17 protein-coding genes and 1 pseudogene are annotated in these 21,617 nt (G+C 36.2%); 4 read left to right on the top strand and 14 right to left on the bottom strand.

The features are described from left to right. Positions 1-245 precede the first annotated feature (245 nt). Complete coding sequence (locus J7I90_RS15635; RefSeq protein ID WP_214772771.1) at positions 246-1,982, top strand: methyl-accepting chemotaxis protein; 1,737 nt, start codon at positions 246-248, stop codon at positions 1,980-1,982. A gap of 76 nt (positions 1,983-2,058) precedes the next feature. Here the strand turns inward: J7I90_RS15635 and J7I90_RS15630 are convergent, their stop codons facing one another. From J7I90_RS15630 to J7I90_RS15575, 12 genes and pseudogenes are all read right to left on the bottom strand, one after another. Further along, positions 2,059-3,018: a DUF4822 domain-containing protein gene (locus J7I90_RS15630; protein ID WP_214772770.1), complete on the bottom strand. Its 960-nt coding sequence runs from the start codon at positions 3,016-3,018 to the stop codon at positions 2,059-2,061. Positions 3,019-3,101: 83 nt separating this feature from the next. Next, positions 3,102-3,802 (bottom strand): annotated as a pseudogene (locus J7I90_RS15625) (ankyrin repeat domain-containing protein). Positions 3,803-4,061: 259 nt separating this feature from the next. Beyond that, complete coding sequence (locus J7I90_RS15620) at positions 4,062-4,748, bottom strand: response regulator transcription factor (protein ID WP_034307161.1); 687 nt, start codon at positions 4,746-4,748, stop codon at positions 4,062-4,064. Beyond that, positions 4,745-6,193, bottom strand: a complete 1,449-nt coding sequence (locus tag J7I90_RS15615) for a sensor histidine kinase (RefSeq protein WP_214772769.1) — start codon at positions 6,191-6,193, stop codon at positions 4,745-4,747. The genes J7I90_RS15620 and J7I90_RS15615 overlap by 4 nt, the downstream gene beginning before the upstream one ends. A 536-nt stretch (positions 6,194-6,729) precedes the next feature. Then, positions 6,730-8,991: a metallophosphoesterase gene (locus J7I90_RS15610; protein ID WP_214772768.1), complete on the bottom strand. Its 2,262-nt coding sequence runs from the start codon at positions 8,989-8,991 to the stop codon at positions 6,730-6,732. Positions 8,992-9,782: 791 nt separating this feature from the next. Continuing rightward, entirely contained in the window at positions 9,783-10,721 is a 939-nt protein-coding gene (locus tag J7I90_RS15605; RefSeq protein WP_214772767.1) for a DUF4915 domain-containing protein, read from the bottom strand. 334 nt (positions 10,722-11,055) lie between these two features. Continuing rightward, positions 11,056-11,847: an FkbM family methyltransferase gene (locus J7I90_RS15600; protein WP_214772766.1), complete on the bottom strand. Its 792-nt coding sequence runs from the start codon at positions 11,845-11,847 to the stop codon at positions 11,056-11,058. Between the two features lie 668 nt (positions 11,848-12,515). Next, positions 12,516-13,076, bottom strand: a complete 561-nt coding sequence (locus tag J7I90_RS15595) for an HPP family protein (protein WP_214772765.1) — start codon at positions 13,074-13,076, stop codon at positions 12,516-12,518. A 195-nt stretch (positions 13,077-13,271) separates the two neighbouring features. Continuing rightward, the gene (locus J7I90_RS15590; RefSeq protein ID WP_214772764.1) at positions 13,272-13,796 is read right to left on the bottom strand and encodes a GNAT family N-acetyltransferase; all 525 of its coding nucleotides are present in this window, start codon (positions 13,794-13,796) and stop codon (positions 13,272-13,274) included. Between the two features lie 146 nt (positions 13,797-13,942). Beyond that, positions 13,943-14,929, bottom strand: a complete 987-nt coding sequence (locus tag J7I90_RS15585; RefSeq protein WP_214772763.1) for an NAD(P)-dependent alcohol dehydrogenase — start codon at positions 14,927-14,929, stop codon at positions 13,943-13,945. Between the two features lie 215 nt (positions 14,930-15,144). Further along, positions 15,145-15,291, bottom strand: a complete 147-nt coding sequence (locus J7I90_RS15580; RefSeq protein WP_214772762.1) for a hypothetical protein — start codon at positions 15,289-15,291, stop codon at positions 15,145-15,147. A 251-nt stretch (positions 15,292-15,542) separates the two neighbouring features. Further along, the gene (locus J7I90_RS15575) at positions 15,543-15,881 is read right to left on the bottom strand and encodes a DUF1360 domain-containing protein (protein ID WP_214772761.1); all 339 of its coding nucleotides are present in this window, start codon (positions 15,879-15,881) and stop codon (positions 15,543-15,545) included. Positions 15,882-16,100: 219 nt separating this feature from the next. Here J7I90_RS15575 and J7I90_RS15570 point away from each other — a divergent pair, with 219 nt between their 5' ends. Together J7I90_RS15570 and J7I90_RS15565 are read left to right on the top strand one after the other, a co-directional pair. Next, positions 16,101-17,207, top strand: a complete 1,107-nt coding sequence (locus J7I90_RS15570) for a BMQ_0737 family morphogenetic spore coat protein (RefSeq protein WP_214772760.1) — start codon at positions 16,101-16,103, stop codon at positions 17,205-17,207. Positions 17,208-17,519: 312 nt separating this feature from the next. After that, the gene (locus J7I90_RS15565) at positions 17,520-17,954 is read left to right on the top strand and encodes a M67 family metallopeptidase (protein ID WP_311315191.1); all 435 of its coding nucleotides are present in this window, start codon (positions 17,520-17,522) and stop codon (positions 17,952-17,954) included. 103 nt (positions 17,955-18,057) lie between these two features. Here J7I90_RS15565 and J7I90_RS15560 read toward each other — a convergent pair whose 3' ends face one another. After that, positions 18,058-18,786, bottom strand: a complete 729-nt coding sequence (locus J7I90_RS15560) for a GT-D fold domain-containing protein (protein ID WP_214772759.1) — start codon at positions 18,784-18,786, stop codon at positions 18,058-18,060. Between the two features lie 42 nt (positions 18,787-18,828). Continuing rightward, entirely contained in the window at positions 18,829-19,983 is a 1,155-nt protein-coding gene (locus J7I90_RS15555) for a hypothetical protein (RefSeq protein WP_214772758.1), read from the bottom strand. A 728-nt stretch (positions 19,984-20,711) separates the two neighbouring features. Here J7I90_RS15555 and J7I90_RS15550 point away from each other — a divergent pair. After that, positions 20,712-21,617 (top strand): hypothetical protein (locus J7I90_RS15550; protein ID WP_214772757.1); only part of this gene is annotated, 906 nt, incomplete at its 3' end.

Genomic DNA, 21,617 nt, shown 5'->3' with positions numbered 1-21,617 from the left:
GTGACTTTCTATATAAAAATACTAACGGATCCTACGACACTGCCATTCTTAAAAAAATGGCTTCGCAGTGTCATGGGGTCTTATTATTTCCCCCCTCTCCAATTCCTTCATACTCCTTTAGATTCTGCTTTAACATAAAAGTTTAAAAACTCCAACGAAGCTTTTAAAGTCTCATTAAATATATTCAATTATTACCGATATATAAAACATGGTTAATATATAACACGGGGAAGGAATAAACAAAGATGAATAAACTCAGTACGAAAATAGGTTTTGTTCTTTTAACAGGCATGGTCATCACATTAATTGGAAGTTTACTATTGATGTATAAGAGTACAAATGATACGGTTGAGAAAACAATCGCTATGAGCAGTCTGGACATTGCAAGCAACATCGCTCAAGGAATAAATCCAACATCTTATGCCGATTTTTTAAGTAATCAATCCGAAACCTCTACATATTGGGAGATACGCGAACAGTTATACGATTATAAACAAAAAACTGGAGCATTATATGTCTATACATTGGGGATTGACGAAAATAGCGAAAAAGTCCATATTCTTATAGACGGAATGGGGAAGGGAGATAAAAAAGCATCTCCCATTTTAACAACCACAACCGCAACTTCATTTCAGGATGTAGAAAGCGTCATGAAGGGCAAGGTTTCTACCACTTCCATCGTTCATGATCCTGAATATGGTGACTATTTATCCGTTTTCGTTCCCATAAAGAATGGAAACGAGGTCATTGGAATTCTAGGGGTGGATATCGATGCCAGCAAAGTCGATGCTACGGCCAGTACGGTTCTGGGTGGCACCCTTCCCCTTATGATAATAATCAATGTAATCTTAATGGCGATCGTAGTGGGTGCACTAATATGGTTCTTGACTAAAAAGTTAAGCCCGCTTCTCAAGGTCAGCTTGGCTGCAAAGGAAATCTCAAATGGAGATTTATTAACAGCCAATAAACTGATTAGCAACACAAGGGTTAAGGGAAACGACGAAATCAAGGTTTTAGTGGAATCCTTTGAGGAAATGATCACCAATACAACTATGATCGTCAATTCCATGAAAAGCTCATCATTCCAGTTATTGGAATCATCAAGTGATATCGAACACAAAATCAAGGAAATGGATACTTCCACACAATATATCGTCAATGGGATTCAGCAAGTTGCAGGAGCTGCGGAAGTACAATTGCACAGAAGTGAAGAATCATCGAGGGTCATCGAGGAAATGACCATAGGTATACAAAGAATTGCCGAAGCTTCTTCAGAAGTCAGCGAGCAGACAAATCATGTTTCAACTAGGATGTCCATTGGAAATCAAGATATAAATGAACTCTCAAATCAAATTCTGCAAGTAAAAGATGTGATGCTGCAAACGAGTTCAAGAATAAAGAATTTGGACGAACAAGCAAATGAGATCGTGAATATTGTACACGTAATTACAGGAATTGCCGAGCAAACAAACCTGCTATCACTAAATGCGGCAATTGAAGCTGCTAGAGCCGGTGAACAAGGTAAAGGTTTTGCGGTGGTATCGAACGAGGTACGGAAATTGGCAGTGGGCACGAAGGAATCTGCAATCCATATTCAAGAGTCCCTGCTTCATTTTAAATCCATCATAAATGAATCAGTGAAAATGATGGAAACTGGAACTAATGAGGTAGAGGAAGGGACAAAATTTGTGCTGAATACAAGAGAAACATTTAAACAGACTATAAAATCTTTTGAGCATGTTAGTGATCAGATTCAAGAAATATCAGCCATTACAGAGCAAATGGCAGCAAGTTCTCAGGAAATCAATGCTTCGATAGAAGATTTTGCAGGGTTGACAAGGGAAACGGCAGTGGCTTCAAAGCAAGTGGCACAATCAACCGATCAACAAGCGAAATCCATGGAGGACATTTCCTTCTCCACCTCCTCAATGGTTAAGCTCGCAAATGACCTTGAAACATCTGTTGAACGGTTTAACGTTTAAACATCTCTAACCACCATTCTATTACTATATAAAGAAAGGGATTTTGCTATTCATGCAAAATCCCTTTCTTACTATTTTACTTAGTAGATTTTAGTTTCAAATCACCTTCATAAGGTATATGTTCCACTGTTATCGTTATATCTTTTCCCTCTTTATCTTTACCGATTCGTTTATAAGTGAATTTATTTTCATTAAGCTCTGTAAGTTCAAGAACTGCGCCATATTTATTTTCCCCTAGTGAAACATGGGCTCTTATCTTATTGCCGTGAACAACATCGTAATAGCCGTAATCACCACGGCTTTCACCGGTTTTAGCATCAAAAAATTCATACTTATTTGTTTTATCATCATATTTTGCCAGACCTAAATAATTCGAGTTATAGCTTGATACATCATTTCCCTTTTCATCCAATGCCACTGTTCCTTGCCATGGGGTGCTTGATAAAATTTTCTCTCCATCAACATCTGTTTCTACGTCCCCTGTGTAAGTTTCCAAATTTTTGTCTGGATCTGTAAAGGAAAGTTCTGTTTCCGTATAAGGAATATGATCAACAAACACCTCTACGTCATTACCATTAGCATCTTTACCCATTCTTTTATAAGTAAACATATCCTTGTTCAGTTCTGTTATTTCAACAACGGCCTGGTAACCCATCGATTCTGAAATTAACACACGCATCTTCCCATTGGTAATAAAGAAAGTTCCCTTATCACCACGACTTTCTTTTGTATTTTTATCAAAAAATTCATATCTGGATGTTTCATCGTCATATTTTGCGAGACCAATAAAGTTAGCATTCTCCTTTGTTAAGTCATTATTATTCTTATCATAAACTTTTGTACCTTGCCAATTCGTGCCACTAAGAATTTTAGTCAATTCCTGGCCTGCTGTTAACTTATTTTCTTGTTTACTATCTTTGGCATTTTGTTCCTGCTTCTGTGCATTATGACTGTCTTGTGCATTTGTGTTACATCCTGTTAGGGCCAATGTTAATCCAAGTAGTATAGATGATGAAATTTTTGCTTTTTTGTTCATTTTTTCGTCTCCTCATATCTTATTGTGATTTTAATTAACTAGCGGTGCAATTGACATTACAAAATGAAAGTATCGCAATCTGGTTATTTTGCTCCTGCTATTAATAAAATTTGTTCATTCTCTTTAAATCCTTTTTCGCGGGCATGTTGTAAAGGGGTCACATTATTATTATCAGGAATGTTGACACCTGCACCATGATCTATTAACAATTGCACTGTTCGCTGCTGTTTTCCATCACCATCTTCAAAATGATAGCTTCTAGCAAAGCTGTCCAACCGAGATCTTTTACATGATTCACATCAATATCAGTTTTAGTTAGAAGTTCTTTACTAACCTCTACATATCCATGTTCCGAAGCAGGGATTAAAGCCGTTCCTCCATAACGGTTGGTTATGGACGGGTCGGCATTTGCTTCAATCGCAAGTTTAAGTATATCTAGATACCCTTCAGCACCGGCATACAAGAAGGGGCTATTTTTCATTTCATCCTGAATGTTGACGTCTGCACCCGCTTCAATAAGGATATTTGCAGACTCTGCATCGTTGTTATAAGTCGCAATCATAGTGGCGGTTCGCCCTGCCGAGTCCTGTGTATTAATATCTGCACCTTCATCAATCAAACTCCTTATTCTTTCCGTTTCTTTTCGTTCTACTGCTTGAATCAGTAATTCATTCATTCCCTTTCCTGACTCCTTTTGCTGATTATTTGGCTCCCTTTCGCTATCTAAGGCACACCCTTGAAGGATGAATAGGCACCCGATGACAATCATTAGCCGTCCTTGCATGAAACACACCATCCTTTCATCTGCCTAGAGGTGATCTTGATGCAAAATGATTTGTGCTATAAATGTGTTTGAGGTTGCATGAGTATTTTTCTCCCTTTTATTTTTTAGTTCTTTTCTCAATCCGTCTCCATAATATTAGTGCTTAATCTTAAACTCCCTCTAAACAATTTCTTAAAAAATGATTAACTTATTCATAAAGTTTCTTAAGGTTTTATAAAAAAATCCCGTCACCTTCGTGACGGGTCATAAAATATACTATTTAAACATTAAAGCGATACCCCGCCCCCCAAACGGTTTCCAAAAATTTAGGATGTGCAGGATTTCTTTCAATTTTTTCACGTAGTTTCCTGATATGGACAGTGACAGTCGAAACATCCGCAGCCGATTCCAATCCCCAAATATTTTCATAGAGCTGCTCTTTACTTAATACTTGATTAGGATGCATGACAAAAAACACTAAAGTATCGAATTCCTTTGTTGTAAACGGGACCACCTCCCCGTTTATGTGAACCCTGCGTGCTGACTTATCTATTGAAATTCCATGAACATAGATTGAATTAGATTTGGGGTGACTTCCAGATAAACGTTCATAACGCGCTAAGTGCGCTTTCACTCTTGCAACTAGTTCACTTGGACTAAAGGGCTTTGTAATATAATCATCCGCTCCTAGTCCAAGCCCCCGAATTTTATCAATATCTTCCTTTTTCGCAGATACAAGCAAAATCGGGATATTTTTGACAGCACGTATTTGTTTGCATATCTCAAAGCCATTTAACCCCGGAAGCATGATGTCCAAAATGATTAAATGATAATTTCCTTGAAGGGCCTGTTGGAGACCTGCATCACCAGTGTGTTGAATATCGACACTAAAATCACTGATCTCCAAATAGTCCCTTTGCAATTCAGCAATACTGACTTCGTCTTCAATAAGTAATATCTTTTTCACATTTCCTCACCTTTCTTTATGGAAAAGAAAACACTTGTACCTTTTCCTATCTCACTGGTAGCCCAGATATCTCCTCCATGCTCGTCGATAATTTTTTTGGCGATCGCAAGTCCTAAACCACTTCCGCCTGTCAGGGAATTCCTGGATTGCTCAGCCCGATAAAAGCGGTTAAAAATATAAGGCAAAGCGGAAGATTCTATTCCATAACCATTATCTGTTACTTGCACAACTACATCATATAGTCCTTCATGCAGAGAAATGGAAATGTGTTTTTCATCTTTATTCATATACTTTACACAATTGCTGATCAGGTTGGCCAATACGCGTTTCAGTTTCTCTCTATCCGCTGACACGTATATCGGTTTATACAGCTGTTGAAGTTCAACTTGGATTCCTTGTTGAAATAAATCCAGTTGAAGCTCTTCTACGTAGTCTTTCAAATATTTATCCATTCTGACCGTCTCATAAGTGAATAGTTCCTTTTTTAAATCCAACTTTGAAAATAAAAACAATTCATCTATCAATGAATCCATATCCCTTGCTTTCAGGTATACCGTCGATAAATACTTATCCATTTTCTGCGGGGTGTTTGCTACCCCGTCTTTTATCCCCTCAACATATCCCATAATCGAAGTGATCGGTGTCTTCAAATCGTGTGAAATATTGGAAAGTAGTTCTTTGCGATTTTCCTCATACTGAAGCTGAAGGTTTACGGACTCCTTTAACTTTTTTCTCATTTCCTCAAATTCCCTATTCAATTGTCCGATTTCATCATTCGAAGTCGCTTTGATTTCAAAGTTTAAATCTCCTGATTTTATCCGCTCCGCTCCCTCTTTAAGTATTGAAATTGGTTTGATGATGCTTCTTGAAACTAAATAATTTAATAGTCCAATAATCATTACAAACAGTAATAACAATAGGGCGAATAAAATGGGAAATGACTCCCGAGTCAGCTCGGCATAGGAACTTGCCTTTCTCATGACAAAAATGCTTCCTTCACTTTTATCCGAAAAATAAAAATCAAACTTCACATAAGTGAAAAAAGAGTCTTTCATTTTGATTGTGTCCCGTGTATTGATGTTCGTTTCTTCGAACATGGGAAGTGATTGAACCAAGCCTAGCTTATCAAGTGCGGGGGACGCAAACTCAATGTTATTATCTTTTCTAACGACAATCTTAATATCTCCATGTTCAAGACTCTTCAGCTGTTCTTCGTTTAGAAGCTGTTCAGGGTTATTTTTTGCCAAAAGCTTTAAATCGAGAAACACACTTTCTTCCACTGCAGTCAAAGGTTTTTGGAGATAAGAGTTTTTATATAAATGCTCTATCGATTTTACATCACCTGTTATTGCAAAAATAAGTAAAAATCCAGCTGTTAAAAATAAAGTGATGGAAATAAGAATTACGCCAACATAGGACAACAGAAACCTCATTTTAATTGACAAATATTTTTCACCCCGTATCGATCTCTCGTTTTCTCCTTTATAGAAGAGTTCACCGTTTATCTGCTGTTCCTGCATTTCCATGATAATTTTTCTTAGAACTAAAAAAACATATCACACAAATCTTAAAATTTTCTAAAATACATGGAAAAAATCCTATTCTATTTTTGATCGATATTTTTTTATTTGAAAAACTGAATTCTAGCATCCGCTCCCTTTCCGCCGACTATCTGCCAAGCTTCCTCGGCGCAAGCATCGCGGTGTCCCGGCCAAGCTTGTTTTTTGTTAAAATATTTTTACCTTTTATAAAAATGATATTATTTATATATTATCCAAAGATTATATATAACTGCACTTCAGTATTTATCATTAAAGATACGAAATTAATTAGGCTATACCTTTATCAAGCTCACGGAAAAGACCATGAAGGTTTATTAGTTTACTATTTGTCCCGAGTTTGTGTGACATAGAAAAAAGCGAACTTCCCCTTAAGGAAAGTCCGCTTTTTATAAATTTCAAGAAAAGTTCACCTGTTCTTCTCAATAATTTGGCGAGACGATCATTTGGTCATCCAATCTAATATTGTCAATCGACCAAAACCAATTATTTTTCGCATTATGCATTCTCCATTGTAATTTCATAGAAGATGCATCTTCAGGAACCTTAATCGATTTAACTTCATACCTATTCAAAACATGTCCATTTTTATTATCCGAAGCTGCTTTATTGTCATAAACGAGAACTTGTTGTTTTTCCCCATTATCAAAGACAGCAGTTACTTCAGCTGTTTGTGTTCCTTCTTGTTTATAGTGAGAAGCAAATCCTACGTATAGATCTTTTGCACCCTCAACTTTTACAGAAGGGGAAGTTAATGTACTATCAAAAAATCCTTTTGATGCTGGTGAACCGTTATCATCCCATTCATCAGGATCCGCTACTGCTATAACACCTTGTCCAAGTTCAAATTTGCTGCGATCTTGGTCTTCCGCTTTTGTCCAAAATTCCTTTGTTGTGAAGCTCCACCCTTGCCACTCCTCGGTACCAGCTGGCATATTCGAGCTATTTGTAACCGACCAGCCGTTAGGAGCTGTATGGCTCCATCCGAGAATGGAACTTGGAATGTTTTCATTCACTGCTGGCTTTAATGCAGAGTCCAATTGGTCAAAACTTTCCCCAAGCATCATGTTGACGAATACATTTATTTTCTTGGAACCAATTATTTGGCCGTCCTCGTAAGCAGTAATCGTGAATTGTGAAGAATCGGAACTTTCCTTACTAGGAATAGCTTTTATTGGCAAATTCTTTTCTTCAGATCCTGATAGCTCATATTCAAGCTCATTATGCTCCACAGTCCACCCTTCAGGTGCATCAACTTTAATTTTTCCTTTTACACTATCATTTCCAAAGTTTTTCATCTTCACTTGGAGTGTAGTCGATTCACCTGTCGTTACTAAAGAAGGAGAAGCTTGTGCAGAGACCATTTCAAGTGCTTTTGTCTGACCATCAGCCAGTAACACCTTTTTACTGCTATTGTTAAATGAATCCAGTGCTTGTACCTTAATTTCATAATCTATTCCTGGCTTAAGTCCGGTTACAGGGAACTCTAAATTCTTTGGCACAGGATCAAGATAGAATTCAGAAAATGCGGTGAAATCTGCGTCTAGCTCCCCTGTTTCCTTGTTTTTGGCCGTTATGTGATAAGAATGTACGAGCACGTTATCTTTCGCCTGGGGAAATGTCACATTTAAACTTCTTAGTGTCGATTTTTCTTTTACAATCGAAGCCTTGTCTTTACCTGCAAAAGATGGTGGCAACTGATCTCGGTCGTCTGTATATTTAAATTTATTTTTTTTAGAAGGATTTTTTATTACCCATGGTTTTCCTGTCCAATCGTCTTTATGAAAGTCACGTTTTTTAATGATAACTTCATTATTATATACTTCTACGATCATCCCTTGACTAATATCACGATATCCTTCTGGATGAAACCCTTGAAGTTTGCCCGGTTCTAATTCCAAATAACTTACAGAAGACGTGCCAACAGACGTAAAGTCTTTTTGATGAATCGTCCTGGGGTCTTCAAGTGGATAATGAGAATGACCTGAAAAAGTAATAACTTGTGGATGCTTCTTTAATGTATCATATAAAAGTTCTTTGTTTTCCTGAGTCCCCCACAAGTCACTTCCATATACAGTGTCTTTAATGTGTTGATGAAGAAAAACAAAGATTGGTTGGTCCGGATTCTCTTTTTCCGCTGCAGCTAACTTTTCACCCAGCCAGTTAATTTGCTTAACGGAATATAAACCATGCGTATTACCATTTTCGGGACTTAACGTAATAAAATCATATCCATTTACTTTTTTATGATAGTAAAGGGAATCCATTCCTGATTTCTCGAGAAAACGATCCTGTGCTTTTTCAACGGAAAGTCCATTCCAATAATCATGGTTTCCCATTGTAAACATGGATTGGACACCAGCTTGTTTCTTCTCATTATAAATGGAAAAGAACTTATCATATTCAGTAGCGTATCCATAGTCCGTTAAATCCCCAACCACAATAAAAGCATCCTGTTTAGGCGCAGCTTTGTTTAATTGATCCATGGCTGTTCTAAACTTGTTCATATCAGCAGTTGATCCATCATCAATATGTACATCACTGATTACAGGAAAAACGAGCTCCGGTTTACGTATATTTTCTGAATTTGAAGATTCAGAGAATGCTTGTACACTTGATAAAGAAGTTGTTAATCCAACCGTTACAACGGTCATCATTGCAGCAAATTTATTTTTCGCTTTCAAAATCAATTCCTCCCACTTATCGTTTAGCTCCTTACATTATGTAATCATTTTGCAAAAAGACAAATATCCTCCTCATTTAAAATTTTTAGGTAATTACCAATTTAAATACTACCTTTGCATTATTAATAAAATATAAGAACAATGTAATTTATATATTAATAAATCAAAAAAAGGCCTCTGGCCCGTATTCGTCCATTAATGGGAATGGAGTACTATCCCTTTACTACGTAACTATTTGACAGGCTGTGTGAATAAAAGTCCACTCACCTATGAAACAGAATATATAAATAAAAACGGTGGGAAAAATGGTTATGTGCAGCTAAAAGGAAGTGCTTATTTCATACGGCTTGGGGATACCTAATGTTTTATTCGGTTGCTCCGTATGATTATTATGCAAATGTTTGGGTGGATAGTTTTAATGGCACAACAAAGAGAGGATTTACAAGTTTTGCCGTTCCGGTGGTAACGGTTGGATCATGAAAGGTCAGACGTCCTGTTATGCTGCACAATTATGGAATTTAAATCCGTATAATGCTTTGGCCACAGCAGGAATTTATTCTTTAATTGGGGCTCTCATTATTTCTGCGAACACTGGTCGTTATTAATGCAAACTTCCTTTTAATGATCTTTCTCGGAGGAATTGCATTTTTGGCATCTTTTCTCATTTTGCCTGCAATGCAAAGTACATAGCGCATTGAACTCATTATAAATAAAAATTCCCTATAGAGCTGACCTTTTTAAAGTGTCTACTCTATAGGGTACAGTTAAAAAACTGGCTAAATATCTTGTTTTTAAAACGGAATAACAGAATAAACATTTGTAACTGGTAATTTAATGTATTGATTAATATTTGATTTAAGGTCAAAGATATGGATACCTGCATTCAAAGAAATATTATTAAATTTATTATTTAACTGCTGTAAGTGTCTCATGTTACTTTGACCAACAATTAAAATATCGTTATCTAAAAACAAACCTCTAGTGAACCCGTGGAATTGAGCCACTACAAAGATATTATTAGATTTAAGATTCACCTTTGAAACATTCAAATTAAGGGAATCACAAAAAAGTAAATTGTCTTCTGAAATAAGTACGCTATGGGGTGCTTTTAAGCCATGACAGACTACTGCCTTAGGAAGTAAACTTCTCCGATCAAACTTTACAATCGCACCATCCGAAAAGTCGAAATTTTTCCATTTATCAAGGATTGAAAACATAGATAGATATAGGCTATCTTCTGTAACACATATATCATTAATATGGTGGAAATCCTCTTTTTCGTTTGTGAGGATTAGTTCAGCTTCTTTTTGCATTGTAATCTGATTTATAATTAAAACTTTGTTTCTATTAGTGCCAACAATGTAAATATATCCATCATTAGAAATATCTATGCCATGAAGATCATCAATGTTGGAGAATTGGTCGAGCGGCAGCTGGGAAATTTGGTTTAACTGCTTATCTAAAATCCATAATTGATTGAAATCTCTGTTTAAAACATAATAATGATTATTATATTTTTTTATTCCTGCAAAGTTCCCTTTAAATAAATGTTTTATTGAATTTGTTTTAATATCTAATTCGAATAATCCTTCTGAAGTATTATGAGGGATTCCTGATTCTGCACTAATCAATAATTTTTTGTTATATTTAGTGATGTTCTCGGTTGGTTTAAAAGTCGAATCTGAAGGTAATAAGGACGTCAAAAATTGTGTTGAAATGACCTTTATCATCATCATTAACTCCTTATTTTTTAAAAAAATTAAATTGACTTAACACAAATTCATTTTATTAATCTCTTTTATTTTGATATGTTGCCTAGCTCAAAAATCACTTGATTTAAATTTAGGGATCAAGGTTCGAATAAAAGCCGAAACATCTACGGGCTTGCCGTTAGCTTTTCTTCCTTTCCAGTAGAGAAAAGAAAAAGGTTACTTTACCTTTTATCAACCTCAACCGGAGGTATAAAAACGGTAAAATGCACCTTGGAACGCCCTGAAAATTCTACACATACATTCCATTTTTCTTCTTCAAATAACCTGCCACATTGCATAAAGTATATTTAACTTATTTTTTACCTTTTAGCACGATATCATAAAAGGTAGGGAGTATATCAAAATCTGACAATACTTTTTCTTTACTTGTACTGGAAATCGTGTGGCCTAAAACCCCAATGCTTGAAAAATAACTAATTATATCACTTATTTTTCCCTTTGGTGTCCCGTATTGACGTAAATGTATAGGGGAATATTCGATAACGACTTCTGAATCATCTTTGATGAGAGGTAAACATGATTCTAAAATTTCAAAGTCAGCTCCTTGTGTATCTATTTTCAATATATCAAAGTAATTGGGGGATTGTTCGCCTAAAGATTGCTTTAAAAATGTAACGGGATTCACCATATGAATACGATTTGGTGAAGATTTAAAACTTTTGTGGTTTATTGGTGTCCTTAATGTACGATGATCTCCAAAATTGTTATCATTTCTATAGAACGTTATAAATTCATCTTTCTCACCCAATGCATAATTGAAAGCAAGGATATTATTTATACCATTAAGCGTAATATTCAAAATTAAAAGTGAATAATTTAGAGGATCAGGTTCAAAACAATATATCGTTGCCCATGGTTGGGTTTTTGCTAAGGGAATAGCGATCGCACCGATATTTGCGCCTGCATCAAGAACACGACTTCCCGGTTTGATAATCGATTTTAGATAATTTAATATATGATTCTCGAAAACGACCCCCTTTCTTAAACAATCACCTACAATAACATCTTCTTTATGAGTGAGAAATTCAAGATGGATACCATCAAACACTATATTTGATTTCACAAAAGGATCCAATGTAACCATACCTTAACCTCCTTCATTTAGTATTTCATTTTACATGATATGTATATAGAGGTTGATTGTGTAAGACTCAAGTGCACCTTTACTTGCATTAGAAAGAGCTGCCTTCATAAAGAGACTGCTCAGAACTTCAGCTAACGCATCTGTTCATATTTTAAGATCAGCCAGAAAATAATTCTGGATGACCATCTTTTATACCGATATATGATGAAGATCCCGATAAAGCTGATCGATGGAATTAAGAGGAATTTGCAGCAATAGAACCACATTTTCTTCATGCCCTTTAAGGTATGGACATCGTTGGCATTATTTAGCAAGAGATCATTTTCCGCCAAATGCCAGGAATTTTGATTGTCAATGACCTCGACTTCTCCTCGGATTACGAAAAGAATTTCATTCCAAAATGGATATGCTGAGAGTGATGGCGGATATTTGATAAGAGTCTTCTATTACAGATCCAGACATGAACACTCACCTTTTTTACTGGGATTTTACCACTGCCCATCAAGCTTAAGTAAATCATTATCATAAGTTCATTTTTATGTATGGTAGGTAAGGATTTAACTCTTATAGTAAAAAAAAAGCGGCTCCCCGCTTATTGAAGTAAGGAAGTTACAACAATAAGGGATGAGCCATAAAACATTTACATTAAAAGTATGTGATATAAATTTTCATAACCAGTGTTTTGGATATTGTCTTGTTTGAAATAAATTATTATAAATCATCGATATAAAAACTAATAATAAGGTACCTATTACAATTGAAGTCAGGAATCCCCAACCAGCTTGAGAATTGATCGAAACCAGGGCACTAGCAGCTGCGGGCGGGTGAACAGTTTTTGTAAATGTCATTATAATTAATACAATGGCCAGTACGATACCGATAATGAATAAGCTTTTACCAAAGAAGCTCCAAATGGTAAGTGCTATTGTTGTAGAGATTATATGTCCTCCAATAACATTACGGGGTTGTGACAAGAGACTTTTATGCGCGCCAAAAACAATGACACAGCTCGCCCCAAGAGGAGCTAATGCCATCGGATATCCTAAATAGACAGCTATAAAACTAATAATGATTATAGCAATGAGCCCACCTATAGCTGAAACAAAAGAATCGATATAATCAATCCTATCCTTTTCCCTAGCTTCGCCCTTCATTTTCTTTAAATATGCTGTTAAACCTATGTTTTGTTGATTGCTCCAACTTTTTTCAACACTTTTTTCGAATTCCATAATTACTATATTCCTCACGTTTTCTAAGTAAGTCGACAAGTCGACAGGTTTTTTATATATTGTTATCTTACAGGAAAACAATGAATTTTTAAATATATATCTGAATATTCATTTATTGATTTCCGTAAAACAGTTACCATCCCCCACTTTTTTGTCTGTGAACCTTTCAATATTCCTTGGCATATCATTAAGGATTTACTGTAAAAGGGAATATAGATTAGTATCAAATGAAACATCATTTTGGTACATATAATTTCTTAATATCCCTTCCTTTTTGAAACCTAAATTGATCAACAATTTGTTGGATGCTTTATTTTCAATAAAAACAATTGCTCCAATACGCGTTAATTCAAGCTCTTTAAAACCATAAGAAATCACTTTACTGACTGCTTCTGTTGCATAACCGTTACCCCAATATTTCGGGAAAAGTGCATAGCTCAGTTCGGCTCTTTTATGTTCATGAGACCATTCTTGAAATCCAATCGTTCCAATGATGCCCTCCTTCCCTTTCCATTCAATTCCCCATTTAATTCCATGTTTATCTTCGAAACTCTTTGAAAAATTCCTAATGATTTGCTTCACCTGATCTGTATTCGTTAATGGAGTTTGCCCATAATATCTTAATACATCCGGATTGGAAAAACATTTTAACAGATCTGCTGCATCACCTTCAACCAATTCTCTCAAGACCAACCGCTTTGTTTCTAAAATCGGAAACATTTTTCCACTCCCTTTCTATAATCAGACCTATATCGTACCAGCGGCGCACCTAAATAACACCCGTACCCGATACTTCCGTATAAACCTGCTGCCTTATAATTAAGAACACATTCCTTAGCTTTTTAAGGGCTTCGTTTTTTCACCCATCAGGATTCCCCATTATGTTCCATAGTTATTACGACATTTCCCTTCTTGTGTCCTTTCTCTACATACCTATGGGCTTGAACTAATTCTTCAAACGCATAACATCTGTCAATGACCACTTTTATCTTCCCTGCTTCAACAAGCTCCTTGAGGAAGTTTAGAGCTTCGGGAGTTTCTGGTGAATTTTGACTCAATATCAGCTTCTTGCCGGTTGTCAATTTAGTCCATAACATTCGAACGCCAGGTACCGGTACAGTGACATTTAGATAGGTTCCGTCCTTCTTCAACGATTTCATACAAGCTGAAAACCTACTCTTGTTTACCGCTTCAAAGATAACATCATAGGTCTCACCATCTCTGGAAAAATCCTCTGAAGTGTAATCGATGACCTTATCGGCTCCAAGAGATTTTACCAATTCTATATTCGCGGTACTGCAAACCCCTGTAACTTTTGCTCCGAAAAACTTGGCAATTTGTACTGCATAACTTCCTACACTCCCTGAAGCACCATAGACAAGAATCTTTTGACCACTCTGAACGTTAGCTTTTCTTAGATAAAACAATGCTGTACGTGCCCCAATTGGAATGGCTGCGGCTTCCTCATAAGATAAATTATTAGGTTTTATGGAAACGGGCCCGTCTTCACGCAAGCACTTATACTCGGCATAAGCACCATAACCCACTTGGGAAGCTGCAAAAATCTGGTCACCTGCTTTAAACAGCTTGACATCTTTGCCCACTGACTCAACTTCTCCAGATAACTCCAAGCCCAATATGGTTTTCTTGGGACTTCTTAATCCCATAATAAATCTAGCTGGCAGCCAAACAGAGAGGGGAACTGTAAAGCTCCGTGACCGAATATCCCCCATTGTTACCGTTGCCGCTTTTACTTTTATCAGTATTTCATTCTCCTTAGGATCCGGTTTTTTAACCTCTTTCAAATGAAGAACGTCAGGGGGACCGTACTTGGTGTACACGATTGCTTTCATTAATCCTCCTCCAATTGTATATTCACTTAAAATTTACTAACGCTCAATAACATACTTGAACTATCCTTCTCCATTCGTTGAATAAAGAATACCGAATTATAGAAATGGAAAATTGATTATTCCGGATACATCCCCTCCAAAAGCTATCAACTTTTGAATAGTCTCTTTACATTAGCTTACTCGCCTTCATTTATCTTCATGCCTCTAATAAGAACTCAGCCACCCTTAGGACGAGTAAACTCAAGTCGCTTTAAGTACCTCCTGAGCATTTCCTGTCTTAATCCCATATATATTAATCTACCTTCATCTTTTGTATGGGGAGTTCCAACATTTTTTGCTGGAGAAACTGTGTTTTTTCCCATTTCAATTCCTATTATTTTAAGAAAAAATCCATTCGTACAGAATGGATTTTAATCAATCATTAGCTTCCCTGATGCTTAATAATAAAATGTAACGCCCCTCGTACTTGCTATCAATCCACAACAGCTTTTTAGGTAGATCATCATCCAAAACCTAGCCACTCTGTCTATGAAGCACTTTTATGATGTTTAGCATATAATCTTAGTCTGAATATCAAATTACATAAAATTCTCCCCCTTAAACGATTATGCTTTCATGTTTTAGATTCAATAAAAGCGGCAGCTCCAGCAACAGCAAAGACCACTATGATCGGAAAAACAGCAGGAAAATAATAATAAATAAATACAGTAATGACGGAACACCAAAACCCTACACACCAATAACAACTCAAAAGCGTACCAATGAAATGACGAAGTCCCGATCCTTTTATTTCAATGATTTCCTCCAGTTGTCCAGAGGCATTTTCTTGGATGGTGGCAGTCAAGAAAGGTTTTCTGATAAATGAAGTGATTTCGTCAAAAACAATTAAATGAGTTAATCGGAAGGTAGCCAAAATTAAAATAAAAAAATCAAGCCATTCAATAGCCAACACCTATTCACCTCCTGATCTTTCTTTTAAGATTTTATGTTTTGAAGTTTGATTATATAAATATACATTTATAAATTCATAATAATTTATTAGCCCATTTTCTAAGAAAAATGTACCCATAAAAAGATATCCCCATAGTATGTTAATGTGTTCAAAACCTGATACTGAAGGGAAAGATGTTTGATGAAAAAAAGGAACGTCAAATCTATTCAGGGCCGACAAGTGGTACCGAACCCCATCGGACCTGAATGTATTCGAGTTACTAAAGTATATGACTGGGTTGTTCTAACAAATCGCGACCGCAATAAAGTTCAAATACCTGAAGAATGCTTTGCGGCAATTGAAGATGCACGTCATGATGGTAACACAATAACCGCTACTTGTTCGGAAGTAGTTGGTACACGAAGCTGTGATTTTATCGGAGCCATTCCAGCTAACATTCCTAGTGTTCCAGGGGCTCAAATTGTTTCCCTTGCCTTCCATGTCCATATCCGCGTTCAATTCTTTTGCAATGGAGAACCACTACCAGGTTGTAATTTCGTAGTACCTGTTAGTTTCATGGATGAAGTAATCCTATGTTTCCCTGAGGGAACAGAAATCAACTGTAATATTTTCGATGTTCAATGTACAGTTGTTTTAAATCAAATGCTAGGTGATATGGTTGTACTTGATGTGACCATGTGTAAAGATGTTCAAGTCGAGGCTGAGGTTAAGCTAGAGGTCGAGGCTAAGTTCTGTGGACCACGTCCTGTCATTCCAATTGAAGAAGATGGGTTCGTATGCCCAACACCACGATTCCCGCAACAATGCCCAACCTTCTTCCCGACGTTGAACTGCGACTGCCAAGGTTCAGCAGACTTTACTGGCGAAGCATCCATCCTTGTATTCGAAAGCGGTCTAGGTGGTCCGACAACAGGAAACCTAGATTTGACTGCCCTGGTTTGTGACCAATGTACCCTTTCTGGTAGCAGGATACAAGTTACCTACATCGATACATTAGGACCTACCCCAATTGGAACACCAGATGCTGATCTTGACCAAAGCTTCACGTTTACAGCCAACGACTTTAACCAGCCTGAATGTGTTACAGATCCTGCTACTGGATTAGTAACTGGGCTTACTGCAACTGGTACCGGTGTTATAACGCCAGCCGGAGGTGTACCAGAAAACGCGACATTCACACTGACTCTAACTGATGCTGACCCTACAGGAGATGCCGCTACACTTGTAATAACTGGCCCAACTACAAGCATCACAATTTCTCTGACAGAATTAGCTAACCCTGGATTAGAGGTTGAAGTAGGAGATTGCGATCGTTTCCCTGTATAATACTAAAAACCCGAGGGATCTTATCTCTCGGTTTTTTTTTTGGGTAAGTCTAATTCCATCATTCACTTCAATACTTAGTAAATGCACCCCACATTTTAGGCGACCCATTTATTAATTATTAGGTTACATAAAGATTCATGTTTTCATATTTATAGAGCATACCTATAAAAGGAGAGAAAAAAATGGCATCTGATAAGCTAAGACGTAAAGTTAGAAGAAAATTAGGAATGCCTAACCCGCAGCCCGCCCAACAACATCAACAAATCACTCCCTCAGCCCTCCAGGTTCGGCCAGTACGGGCAAAAGGTTGCTGTGGAAAAAACAAATGATCCAGGTTTAACATTCGGTACTTTTTACATGACCAATCATGTTAGGCAAAAATTGATTTCTCATTGCAAACGAGAACTTCCTTATGAAGCCTGTGGACTGCTTTCAGGGGGAAATGGGATTGCAGAAACAATTTGGCCAATGGAGAATGTAAATAGGAGCTCCTTTTCCTTTTCGATGGATTTAAATCAAATTCGTCATGTATTCGAACTTATCGATAGGAGGAATGAAGATTTTATCGGTATCTACCATTCCCACCCAACAGATAGTGCTTATCCGTCAGAAGGAGATATTACTTTAAATAACTACCCAGAGGTAGGTCACCTTATTATTTCGTTTGCAAGCTCTACCCCTGAATTAAAATGTTTTCAACTAACAGGAAAAAAAGTGTTTCCGATACAATTAAAATTCGTAAACTGAATTTAGTGAATAAGATACTCGCACCTCTTCCTATGAATTCAAGGTTGAATTTGCGAGTATTATTTTTTTCCCTACAATGTTACATTAATTTTTGTTTTCCTATTTAGGAAAACTGATCATTCCACTTTTTTACTAAGACGGAAAGTTTATATTCTTCTCCATCAAGAATCATATCAAGTGCATGCCCGAAATCAATGGCAACCTTCTGGGTCGATTTTGCAATTCTTGGAGCTAAAATGGTTGCCGGGATCCCAGCGGAAATTAACGCTATATCCCATTCCTGATTAGACTGGAGCTCATTTTGCACTCTAATTAACTCGTCATACCCATTTAAACCTATACTGCCAGTAATTTGTATGCCTTGTTCTCTAAAAACGATTTCTGCTTCTTTTGAACGGCGTCCAACAAGAAATACCTTCTTATCACTCAGCCATGGCCATAATGTCCCCTCGTCCAAGAGGCTCTGCATGATCCAAGCACAACAGGATTTCGTAGGCATGAACTTCAGTTGTTCAAGTACAGTTCTAGTTTGTTTTGCCCAAGGGTCAAGTCTCCAAGGAGCTATCAAACCAGCAATATCAGTATCCCGCAATGCCCTGACCAATTCCCTCCTGATTAACTCTGGTGCATGTGATACACCCGCATAAGATTCATACCGTTTAAATTCCTGTACAAGTAATCCATTGGCTGGATAGCTTAAATAGCTTATTTCACCGATTCCAAAACGGGCAAGAGAAAAGCCTCTATTCTGTTTTATCGCTTGGTCCAACAATCTTATCACTTTCCTATTATCTAATATGTATTTCTCAAAGTGATAATTTCCTTCAATCACCCACTCCCACCCCCAGTTTTCTATGCCATTAAATTTATTATCTTATTGTTTCTTCGTTAATAATAAGGAAATTTGATTGCTTGAACTGATTTCCAGATCTTGTTCTTTAAAAAACACAAAAGCCTCTAAACGAATATTGCTGTTTTCTTCAGGTTGAAGGACGCTTATTTGTAAGTTAGTTAAAGATTCTGTTTGCCTTGGGTTTATATTTTTAGATTGAATTGGACATATCCAGGTTTCACCCTTCTCCATTTCTTCAAACCATTCCTCATTCATATATTTCCACCCTTTTGTTTCTTCATTTTTCATGACCCCTAAAGTTTCGGCAACATTGGGCGGCAATATTTGCCCAGATATTTTTATACTTTCTGAAGGGCTGGAACGGAGACAGATAACGGGATTCCGCAAAACTTCCGTACCTATATTTTTAATATGAAGATCTCCAATAAGCTTGATTTTGTTACGTTCTTCAAGTTCTTCAATAAAAATATGATAATCTAAAAACACTTCTGCTTCTTTTCTTTTAGTAATAGCTGGTTTCTTTAATAAGAACTTTTTCTTTTCTGGTAACCTTTTTACTTTTTGCATGGCAGGCTCTAAATTCACCCCAGTTTTTTCAGAATGAAGAAACATGTTTGAGAATATTTCAATTGGAACTAATGACAAAGCAGATAGAGGCGAACTTTCGTGAAATCTAGCCAATATTCCTATTGTTATGGACATCGCATATTTCTCACCAAGTTTTTTCCAAAAATCTTCATCCGTAATAACAGGATACATAATCTGTATATTAATAAAAGGATTACTTGAGCTTCTGACCACCTCATTAGATTTAAATTTTGTTCCAGTTCTTGTACATTCATAATGAAAAATATCCAATACCTTTTTATTAGCTGATTTCGAATTGTGGATTAATTCAAGAATGGGCTCTTTTATTCCTGGAATTTCAAAGAGTGAAAAGCATACATGAAGATCAGCCCCTTCAGATTCCTTCTTTTCATCTCTAAGTATCACCTTTGCCCCGCATGCAGACATGAATGTTTGAATATACTCCAGCACCTTCCTTTCAAGAAGGTGCTTTCTAAAGGTGTTATATTTAACATCATAGTCGGAAGAAATGACAATTCTTTTTCCATGCAATGCAGAACTTAATTGTACTTTCTGATTTTCAGTGTCTGGCTGCACATCAAAACCCAATTCCCTGAAAAGATAAGTAAATGCCGGGAGAGACTCATAGGGGATGGTTCCTGCCCTTTTATCTCCAACTTCTACTTTAATATCCATTTATGTATCCCCCTTCTTGTTAATCCTGGTAGCAGCTTTACCATTTAATTAATACCGTACGGCCCATTTCCCACACCCCTTATATCACCCAATATTTATAATATGTAAGAGGAATGAAGAAATGATAAAGAATGCACTCAGCAGACTCTAATTCCTTGTGTAAATTTGTGTATACAATATTAAAAGGAAATGTAGTGCTTCATCCACTTAAATTCTTAAGGATTTAATGAGGGATTCAAAAAGCGGATAAATATAATCACCAATTTGAATACGGTACATATAACTATTATGGAATCATTTATAAAGGGATCAGTATTTGATTAAAACCAGTCGCATGAATAATAAAAAATTGAAAACAAAGATTTTACGGTCAAGATGATCATTTTATGAGGAGGAATTTTCTTTTGTCTACCATACCCCCTTCAATGATTTGGATGTCGCTGTGTTCCTAATCATGAAGCAACACCAACACTCTCACGAACGGTACTCCACACCCATAAAAATCTTGATAAACATCTCCGCATAGGAACTTCTTGGTCATTTACAGTCGCTCAATCTCACCCTGTCTAATTGATTCCTTATTAGTACTGGCCGGAGATTGCCGCCTGTTCACATGTGATCAAAAATAAGGAGTGGTTATTTTGTACACAGATGATGAAAAAGGCAATGAAATTCAAAAAAGTAAATTGAATAAAATAACTCCAGTTCAACTTCAGCAAATGATCATTCACCTTAGATCTGAACTTTCCCTATACAAATCAAAAGTTAATGAATACGAAGTAGATTATAGTAAAAAGAAAATAAGAAAACTAATAAAACACAATGAAGAAATGGTAAATGAACAAAGAACATATCAAGAACTAATCAATCGGAAGGAACATGAAAGGAAGAGTGCAGAAACCAAGGTTCAGAAATTGGAAGAAGAAATTAAGAAATATAAGGCTGAACTACAGTACTTTAAAGAAACCAAAACAAAAGACGAAAAGAAAAATAATGACATAAAAACTCTTGGAGATAAGAATAAATTATTACAAAGTGAAATTGCTTCTCTTCAAAAGAAAGTTAAAGATTATGAGTCTGCTCAAAAACAATATGTTAAAAATGAGCAATTAAAAAGCCATGATGGTTTTCAAAAAATGGCGGATGGGCTTACAGAGGTGAAATCACTTCTTGCTCCAGTAAATAAAAAAATAACTAATTTAGATGTACAAAGCATAAATTTAGAGATTGAGAAATTAATTGAAAAAGCTATGTTTTATTTTCACGAGCAAAATATTTTCAAAAATGAAATTCAAGAATTAAAAGGAACCATTCAATCTCTCAACGAAAAAGAAATGAAATATAAAAATGAAATGAATCAGCTTACTAAAACCATTGATCATTTATCCGATCAAGAAAAGCAATATAAAGTGGAGATTAATCACTTAGAGAAAGCACTTTCAGATAAGGAAGGGCAACATAAAAAAGAGATAAACAAATATAAACATGAAATTGATCATTACATTTCAAAGATTGGCCACTTATCTGAACAGGAAAGTCAATATAAG

Origin of the sequence: Bacillus sp. ISL-57 (assembly GCF_018613135.1) — a bacterium.
GTDB lineage: Bacteria > Bacillota > Bacilli > Bacillales > DSM-1321 > Peribacillus > Peribacillus frigoritolerans.
This window is presented reverse-complemented; position numbering and strand designations above follow the sequence as displayed.